The following is an 8637-nucleotide window of genomic DNA, read 5'->3' as shown; positions in this document are numbered from 1 at the left end:
GGGTCTGTAAATTAAACTCTGTCCGATCCATCAATCCCTCTGGGGCTAGCCCCAGAGGGATTGGGATTTAATTCCAAGGGAATCCTCTCCCCAAATTTAATATAAAGTTGCTGGACCACCAGGCTCCAATTCTGCAGGGGCGATGTCCATTTCTTCTCGATGTTCCTGGTGGCCAGGTAGACCAGCTTGAGCAGGGCCATATCGTTTGTAAAGGCCCCTTTGGTCTTGGTGACCTTGCGTACCTGGCGGTGGAAGCCCTCCACGGCATTGGTGGTATAGATCAGTTTGCGGATGGGCGGGGTGTATTGGAAGTACTGGGAGAGCTCTTCCCAGTTGTTCTGCCAGGATTCAATGACCACGGGATATTTGCCTCCCCATTTTTCGCCCAGGGCCAGGAGTCCGTCCTCGGCCACCTCCTTACTGGTGGCCCGGTATACCTCTTTGAGGTCCCGCATGAACTCCTTTTGGTCCTTTGAGGCAATATACCTGAGGGAATTGCGTATCTGGTGTACAATGCACTTCTGTACCTGGGTCTTTGGGAATATGCTGAGTATGGCCTCGGTAAAGCCCTTCAGGTTATCGGTACAGGCAATAAGGATGTCCTGCAGTCCACGGTTGTTCAGGTCGGTCAGCACCTGGAGCCAGAAGTTGGCACCCTCGCTCTCGGAGATGTACATGCCCAAAACTTCCTTATATCCCTCCTTGTTGATGCCAAGTATGTTATAAAGGGCCTTGTGCTCGATCTTCCCATCGACCTTTACCTTGTAGTGCATGGCATCCAGCCACACGATGCAATAGAGGGGCTCCAGGGGACGGTTCTGCCACGCCTTTACATCGGGGACGATCCGATCGGTGATCTGGCTTAAGACCGTATGGGAGATCTCCGTATCGTACATCTCCTTGATATGGGACGAGATGTCGCGGTAACTCATCCCAAGGCCGTAGAGCCCGATGATCTTCTCCGAGAGATTGTCCGCCAGGATGGTCTGGCGTTTCTTCACAAGTTCCGGCTCAAAGCTGCTCTGGCGGTCCTGCGGGGTATCGATGTCGAAGGTCCCAAAACCACTTTTCAGCGTCTTTTTTCCCTTGCCATTGCGTTTGTTGCCCTTGGTGCGCTCACCCTCGTCCAGATGGCCGTCCATCTCCGCCTCAAGGGCCTTCTCGATCACATTCTTCAGCATGGGGGCAAAGGCGCCTCCCTCACCGAAAAGGTTCTTGCCCGACATGAACTGCTCGAGCACCTTCTTTTCAAATTCTGTCTGTTCTTTCTTTGTCATGGTACTGTCTGAATAAAATTAATACTTCTAATCTTTTTCAGACAGAGTTCAGTTTACAGTCTCCTGTTTGGTGATGGTGTGGATGATGGTAGCGATTACTGGCGAATAAGAGGTTTCAAATTTGGGATTGTTCACCACCGAAATCACGGCTGGATTTTCTTCATCATTTACGTTCAAAGGCACTTCATCCGCAGACAATGCCATAAAAATACGTTTGGTGCTGATGCGTTTTAACGCATTGGCCAAGGTACTTTTTACACCAGCTGTTTGACGCTCGGAATCCTTTCCGCTAATGAAAGCATCTGCCATTGCTCTCGATGTGGTATTGGTTTCAAGAAACTGGATCAGGCTATCGGTATCGAGCATTTGATAAATGGCAATCAAATGGGGCAAGGTGCAAAATTGCGGATAATCGGATTTCAATTTCCAAATCAATCCGCCAATTAATCCTTCAGCAGCATCGTTGAAGAATTTGGTTGTTCCGGTGGTTCCCGATTCTCGTTGTTCCAAGAGGTTTTCAATCAAAACCCTCGACACTTCATTTACGCTTTCTTCATTCTCTAAATACCTCGGTGCAATGGGATTTACCCGATGGATAATCCTATCAAATGAAATGACCTTCATTGGAATTTCGTTTTCTTTAAAAAGCGGATACGCCATTTCGGTCAGCTCAAAGTCTTTGTAGTCGTGAATGATTCCACAAAAACCATTTTCACGAAAGTGTTTTAAGAAGCCATAGACAACGCTTTCGGTCTTCCCACTTCCTGCAGAACCGATGACGGATGCACCACGCTTTATGTTGTCTATCTGAAATCTTCCCGATTTTGTCAGGAACTTTACCTGATATCGTTTATCTGTTTTTCCCGTTAGTTCACTATCGTAAAAAGCATAGAGAAGTATGGCTACCGAAAGAACAGGCACAACAACATATATCATTATTTCTACCAATGACCAACTCATATCCCAATAGAGCTTGATTTGACTGTGATTTCTGCACCTTTCCTAAGTCGCTTAAAAACCCGAAGTGCTAATTGTGCTTTACTGGTCGGGATATTTGGGATTAATGGAATGCCAGACTTACCCATAATTTTAAAGGCCATTGCTTTTTCATTGGCTGGTAATTTCATTAAAGCTGCGAAATAGAGTTTTGGGTTTTTGACAAAATCCTTTTTGGCCTTATAGGTCTCAGCATAGTTGCGTTTATAGCCAAATGTCTTATCAAAGGTCTTTTCGGCACGTTCAAAAAACTGGTCACGGTCAAAACCACGTTTCACTTTCTTTCCGTGCATCTCAACTTCGGATGCTTTGTGCTTGCTTCCTGGGGAAAGACTGAAGGAATTGGATGCATCCTTTCGGCTGACGATAATATGAATGTGGCTTTGGTTGCCTGCCTTTTTCATTCCCTGGACAATACGCTTACCATTTTGTTGGTGCGGTGCTTCTCGTTCGAGTTTGGCAATTTTTAGCTTTAACCTATCGATGTTCCCTTTTGCCTCACCTTGTTGGATTTTCCGGACTTCTTGTTTCAATTCAAGAATCTTGGTAGCAAAAGGTTGGTTTTCTCGCACCTGAAAATCCGTGCCTTTGAATGTTCGTTGGTGTTCAATTTTGGCGAAGTATTTAATATCATTAACACCTACTTTTCGTCCATTGATTTCCCGGTTGAAACTGGCTGCATAATCCTTCATCAGCTCTCGGGTATATCGTTTTAAATCTTCGCTACTGTTTTGAAGTTTTCGCAATTCGTATTTGGATGGACTGACCGTGACGGAATAGAATTTTGGTTCTTTCTTTTTCAGCTTGGCAGTGTTACCATCAATTTCTTTGACCACTTCCTTTGCTGAAATCTCATCGCCATATTGGTTGAAAAAATGTTCCATCTCTTCTTTTTCCAGACCCTCGTTTTCCTTTTCCAAATAGTCCACAAAATCCGCTGAGCTCTGACTGTAATTCGTTCCTAATTTTTGTGCGGTGATGTTTATATACATAGGTTAGAATTTTAAAGTTGATTCTGGTTATTTCGCTTTTCGCGAAAGCGGACTTCCTTCTTTTCCTCAGCATATTTCTTTTCCAAAATCAAGGGTTTCTTTTTGGGTTCATCCATTTCAAAAAGGGATTGTAACATTGCAACTGTAGGTTTGGTTTGTGTCTTTTCCACATCACGCATAATTGCAATGACCGCATTGATGCGCTTTAATAATTTGGCTTCAATGGTGCGCCCAGTTGGTCCTAAATTTTCCTTTGGTGAAATCTCGTTATAGAAGAAAAAATCAAGGATGGCTTCCATTGCCTCGGTATGAGTCTTGAAGTGTTTACGTGAGAATTCCTGAAAACGTTTTGCTGTTTCCTTTTTGAATCTAATGCCGATAAATGTGTCCATATTTCGCCGATTTGTCGCAAATCCTTCCCGAAAAATGGGCGTTTTGAGGGCATTTGTCGCAAATTGCTGAAAACCAAAGAATTAAAATGATTTTAAACAACTGATTTTCAATGCTTTGACAACGAACAGGAATATGTAACACCGCGCAGCGTGTTACCCTCTTGCTATTCCTTTTCGTTCCGCTCGCGGGACAAAAATCCATACAATCCATCCGACCTACGGCGGATGATTGCCATTTTCGAGGAAATGAAATTTCCGATATGTTAATTTTCGGTGGGTACGGTTATCGGCGAAAGTCAAAAAGTGGATAACTGTACTTAAATTGTGTGCTGTATTTCAGCGAAATAAAGATACGATTTTTTCGTGATTATAAATGCACTAAAAATGAAAACACCCCTGAAATTTCAGGGGTGCATTTCTTTTAAAATTATCAATCATATATTAAATACATAGGTATAGGAATATAAATTCCGTAACGCTTCCTCGTCAAGCATTTGGTCCAAATTGGTGTGATGCTTAGTAGCATAGTCCATCAAATCCTTGCCATATTTTTTCTTGACATCTTCTTTGGAATTTGCAATTAATCGCTCTTGCGCTTCCTCACTCAAATCGGTAAAATTAAGATAAATCATAGCTTCCCGATTTTAGTATTCGCTTGATAACATCAGCGTATCGTTCACAAAGAACATCCGCAATTCGTCCAGTGGAAAATCGGTAGCATTGTAACGGTGGGTTTCCAAAATGTTATCGTTTCCATCGCTGTAAATAATTTCAGCTTCGTAGCCTGTGTAATCCTGTTTTTCTTCTGACATTCTTTTGAAGTCAATCGTTACCCATTTGCTTCGGTTCTTCAAACTTTTGGCAATTACCGAAGCATCCGTAATGAGCCAATAACAGTCCGCTACGTTTGCAAGATATTTCAAACCATCCGTAAATCGGGTTCTAAGAATGGGAATGTAATAGTACATTTCCGTGCCCGTGAATTGTTGTAAGTTCTGTTCTATTTCGTTAACTTGTGCTTTCATTGTCTTATACTTTTAAATGGATAATGAAAAGAGGGCGCATCTTTTCGACGGGTACGCCCTCTTTCTTTTAAGTCTATTCGTTAGAACCGTTACCGTTTTTTGTACCCAACAATAGGATTTCGTTGGCTTCGATTTCTGTTACGTATCTTTTGATACCATCTTTGTCCTCATAGCTTCGGGATTTCAGTTTTCCGCTTACGCCTACCTCTTTTCCTTTGACTACATACTGTTCAACAATTTTAGCAGTCTTGCCCCAGGCAACCACGGTATGCCATTCGGTGCTTTGCTCTTTCTCGCCTTTCTTGTTCTTGTAATATTCATTTGTGGCGAGTGAAAAGCGGGCTACTTTGCTTCCGCTTTCAAGGTTCGTGATGGTTGGCTCTTGTCCAACGTTTCCAATCAATTGTACGTGATTTCTTAAAGTACTCATAACTAAAAATTTAAAGATTAATAATTCCCTGTTTAATTCAATTGAGATGAAATTTTAAGGGGTGTTTGTTTGATTTCTTTCGTGCGTAGCACAATGGGTGACGTGGGTTTTGTCAAGACTTTCGGGGAATAAATCAGGTGTGTCTGCGACGTAGTGAATCCTGCCTGCTGAAAAGCAGGCATTGGATTTCAAGGAAGTAGATACCTTATTTTTCGCTGAAACTTGCCACGGTCTTGACAAGTTCCATAAGGGCATTAGCAATTCTTTTAAAGCCAGTTGCGACCCGAGCGTACGGGAAGTTAAGCGAGGTGAGCGATTGGGTTTAATTTAGAATTGGTTATGCACTGCCTGTTTTTCGATGCCCCGAAAAACATTCAAGGCTTCATCCATTATAAACCCCTTAAAATGTGTGGGACAGCACCCTGGTTTTTAGGGATTTTCGAGTAAGGGCTCAAGAAGTTCTTGCCGTAAATTCTGTTAAGAAAACCAAGGGGCTGGCCTTCCGATTTGGTAAGGCGGACTTAATTCACAATTTTGGCTATGGAATGTAGCGTTCCTTCCCAGCCTAAGCGGGAAGGGTGAGCGGAATGGAAAGCTAAAATTGGGGATTGTGTCCAAGGTAGTTGTAGTGAAGCTCTTTTCCCGGAATGCAGCTTTTCGCGAAATGTAGGGGAATGTGCTGAGCGGTGTTGTGAAAAAAAGCCTTCCTATTTAATAAGAAGGCCTTAAACTGAATATTTTTTCGTCATTCTCGGCTATTGATAACTATTTGATACACACAAGGAATCAAATTCAAGATGGTTGCCGATAGTAACCCACCCAAAATGACCACAGCCATCGGGGTTTGAGTTTCACATTTGGGTTGAACATCTTTTTAGTGCCAGACAAATTCCATCCAATAAGATCTGTATTATTTTCTCTACAGCGAAGTTAATTATAATTAAGAACTGATCATACCCTTAAAAACCTTCGGGTTGAATCTAATTACCAAAAATGCCCCATTTTTCCTAAATCCAAAAGTTCGAAAGAATTCATTACAAAATTTCTACAGAATTAATTCCTTATTTTGCTATTATGAAATTGCTCATTATAGAAGATGAACCTGAAATGCTAAAAAGCCTCGAAGAATTCGCCGCGGAAGAGGGGTATTTTTGTGATGTCGCCTGTAATCTCTCCGAAGGTCTGGAGCGCATCGGTCTTTATGATTATGACTGTATTATTTTGGACATTAATCTTCCAGATGGTAATGGTTTCCATTTGCTAGAGGTTCTCCATAAGGATGATAAGTCCGATGGGGTAATCATCCTTTCTGCCCGTAATTCCCTGGACGATAAATTAAAAGGCTTGGGGTTAGGAGCTGATGATTACCTGACCAAACCATTTTACTTTTCCGAGTTGAATGCCCGTATAAAGGCAATTATAAGGAGAAAACAATTCAAGACAAATAGATTGGTTCACTATGCTAATCTGGTAATAGAACCAGATCAGTACATAGTTGGAATTGATAATCTCGAAAGCCCACTTTCTCTAACAAAGAAAGAATATGCTATCCTTACCCACTTGATCAACAATCACAAACGGGTGATCACCAAGGTTTCTTTGGCAGAATATATCTGGGGCGATTACGTAGATGAGGTACAGAGTTTTGATTTTTTGTTTTCACAAATCAGAAATTTGAGACGCAAGCTAAAGGAAGCAGGTGCCAACGTGGAAATAACCAATATTTACGGTGTGGGATACCAAATAAAAACAATATGAAGCTGCTTTCTTATACGACCCGAATCCAATTATTCGCATTCCTTTTACTGTTTGGGATATTCTCGACCTTGTTTTATCTGGTGCTAAGCTGGAATGTACTTCAAAACATAGATGAGGTTTTGTATAACCGTAAGATGAACTTGCTTGCCTATCTCGAAAAGCACCCGGAAATATCCATAGCGAAGGATTACCCTCTGGACGATTTTACATTTTACCCTATTGATATAAATACGTTTCAAGACGGAAAAGAAAGCTATGCCGACACATTGATCTATGAACCGATAGATGCCGAATTAGATGAGTACCGGAAGCTGATAACATTTGTGGAATTAAACGACAGCTATTACAAACTGGAAATTGTGAAGCCTCACCTGGAAGCAACTGAAATCATTGGTACGATTGCTATTACGCTAGGAGGGCTATTTTTTGGACTTGCTTTCTGTTTTTACCTCTCAAACAGAATGCTTTCTCGAAGAATATGGCAGCCCTTTTATACTATGCTTGACAAGCTCAAAAATTATAATCTTGGCAATGCAAATACACCAGTATTCCCAAATTCCAAAATTGAAGAATTTCAGCTATTAAATAATGTGATGACCGAACTGACTCGGAAAAACAAGGAGGTCTTTGATAACCAAAAACAGTTTGTCGGGGACGCTTCCCACGAAATGCAGACCCCTCTGTCCATAATCCAGTCAAAACTGGAAGCACTTATAGGCCAAACACAGCTCTCCGAAAAGCAGTCTGACATCCTGGAAGGTATCATCGGTTCCACACAAAGGCTGAAAAAACTGAACAAAACCCTGTTGCTGCTTGCGAAAATAGAGAATGACCAGTTCCTAACAACGGAAGAGGTAAATGTTGATGGAATAATAGGTAGGTCGCTGGAATTTTATGAGGAGCAGAAGGAAGCCTTAAACATTAGGACAGAGATCGATATCAGGAATGAGGCAATTGTCCAGGGAAACAGGTTGCTTATCGAGATTCTCATCCAAAACCTGCTCAAAAACGCCTTCCTGCACAACGTGAAAGATGGAAAAGTAATCATAAACCTGGACGGGAAACGATTGGTTATTACCAACACCGGTAGCGAAAAGGGGGTTGACAAGGAAAAATTGTTCCAACGGTTCTATAAATCTTCCAACAATCCAGATTCGTGGGGCCTTGGGTTGGCCATTGCACACAAGATTGCCGATAAGGGCAATTGGAGGTTAACGTACAGTCACAAAAATGCGCTTCACACATTCACCGTCGATTTTTGACAATCCCAAATTTCTACAGATTCAGTTTTTACATTTGGTATGAGTTAAATGTTAATCTTTAAATTTTAATGCTATGAATACAAATAAGAAATTTTTTCGCATTTTGCTGTTATCCCTACTATTTATTGGTGGCGGAATGTTCACGGCTACGGCACAATCCGAAATAAAAGAGCTAAGTGAAGAGGCCATTGAGTTCTCCAATCTTCCAAAGGCCGTACAGGATGCCTTTAAGAATTCCGATTATGCCAAATGGGAAATTGAAGAGGTGGAAAAGGTCGAGACCGATAAGGGAACTATGTATGAACTTGAGGTCGAGAACGAGGATGAGACGTATTATGAACTCTATTTTAGCCCCAAAGGAGAACTTGTGCTTAAAAGGGAGGAAAGCCACTCGGACGGCGATGACGATCATCGATAAAATTTGGATGAAGATAGTCTAGTTGATTTTTTAATGATCATATAAGTTGGGAGATGCCAGAAAGAATGATTTTGGACTTGTGCATCT

Annotated in this window: 9 protein-coding genes and 1 pseudogene; 3 read left to right on the top strand and 7 right to left on the bottom strand. The window is 41.8% G+C overall.

What is annotated here, in order from left to right:
• Window positions 1-11: 11 nt before the first annotated feature.
• The 7 genes and pseudogenes from EO132_RS04030 to EO132_RS04000 all read right to left on the bottom strand — a co-directional run bounded on the left by EO132_RS04030 (window position 12) and on the right by EO132_RS04000 (window position 5112).
• Complete coding sequence (locus tag EO132_RS04030) at window positions 12-1277, bottom strand: IS256 family transposase (RefSeq protein ID WP_127136011.1); 1266 nt, start codon at window positions 1275-1277, stop codon at window positions 12-14.
• A gap of 54 nt (window positions 1278-1331) precedes the next feature.
• Window positions 1332-2132: pseudogene (locus tag EO132_RS04025) on the bottom strand (type IV secretory system conjugative DNA transfer family protein); the annotation flags it as partial.
• 101 nt (window positions 2133-2233) lie between these two features.
• Window positions 2234-3265 carry a MobB family relaxase gene (mobB, locus tag EO132_RS04020; RefSeq protein WP_121847527.1) on the bottom strand — a complete coding sequence of 344 codons (1032 nt, stop codon included), beginning with the start codon at window positions 3263-3265 and terminating at the stop codon, window positions 2234-2236.
• Window positions 3266-3276: 11 nt separating this feature from the next.
• Window positions 3277-3657: a BfmA/BtgA family mobilization protein gene (locus EO132_RS04015; protein WP_121847526.1), complete on the bottom strand. Its 381-nt coding sequence runs from the start codon at window positions 3655-3657 to the stop codon at window positions 3277-3279.
• Window positions 3658-4091: 434 nt separating this feature from the next.
• The gene (locus EO132_RS04010) at window positions 4092-4289 is read right to left on the bottom strand and encodes a hypothetical protein (protein WP_121847525.1); all 198 of its coding nucleotides are present in this window, start codon (window positions 4287-4289) and stop codon (window positions 4092-4094) included.
• Window positions 4290-4301: 12 nt separating this feature from the next.
• Window positions 4302-4682: a DUF6876 family protein gene (locus tag EO132_RS04005; RefSeq protein WP_121847524.1), complete on the bottom strand. Its 381-nt coding sequence runs from the start codon at window positions 4680-4682 to the stop codon at window positions 4302-4304.
• A 73-nt stretch (window positions 4683-4755) separates the two neighbouring features.
• Window positions 4756-5112 carry a single-stranded DNA-binding protein gene (locus EO132_RS04000; protein ID WP_121847523.1) on the bottom strand — a complete coding sequence of 119 codons (357 nt, stop codon included), beginning with the start codon at window positions 5110-5112 and terminating at the stop codon, window positions 4756-4758.
• Between the two features lie 1074 nt (window positions 5113-6186).
• On the opposite strand from EO132_RS04000, the gene EO132_RS03995 reads away from it, so the two are divergent.
• From EO132_RS03995 to EO132_RS03985, 3 genes are all read left to right on the top strand, one after another.
• Window positions 6187-6870 carry a response regulator transcription factor gene (locus EO132_RS03995; protein WP_121847522.1) on the top strand — a complete coding sequence of 228 codons (684 nt, stop codon included), beginning with the start codon at window positions 6187-6189 and terminating at the stop codon, window positions 6868-6870.
• The gene (locus EO132_RS03990; RefSeq protein ID WP_121847521.1) at window positions 6867-8132 is read left to right on the top strand and encodes a sensor histidine kinase; all 1266 of its coding nucleotides are present in this window, start codon (window positions 6867-6869) and stop codon (window positions 8130-8132) included. The genes EO132_RS03995 and EO132_RS03990 overlap by 4 nt, the downstream gene beginning before the upstream one ends.
• A gap of 73 nt (window positions 8133-8205) precedes the next feature.
• Window positions 8206-8550, top strand: a complete 345-nt coding sequence (locus EO132_RS03985; protein ID WP_121847520.1) for a PepSY-like domain-containing protein — start codon at window positions 8206-8208, stop codon at window positions 8548-8550.
• The last annotated feature ends 87 nt before the right edge of the window (window positions 8551-8637 follow it).

Origin of the sequence: Flagellimonas oceanensis, assembly GCF_003992595.1 — a bacterium.
GTDB lineage: Bacteria > Bacteroidota > Bacteroidia > Flavobacteriales > Flavobacteriaceae > Flagellimonas > Flagellimonas oceanensis.
This window is presented reverse-complemented; position numbering and strand designations above follow the sequence as displayed.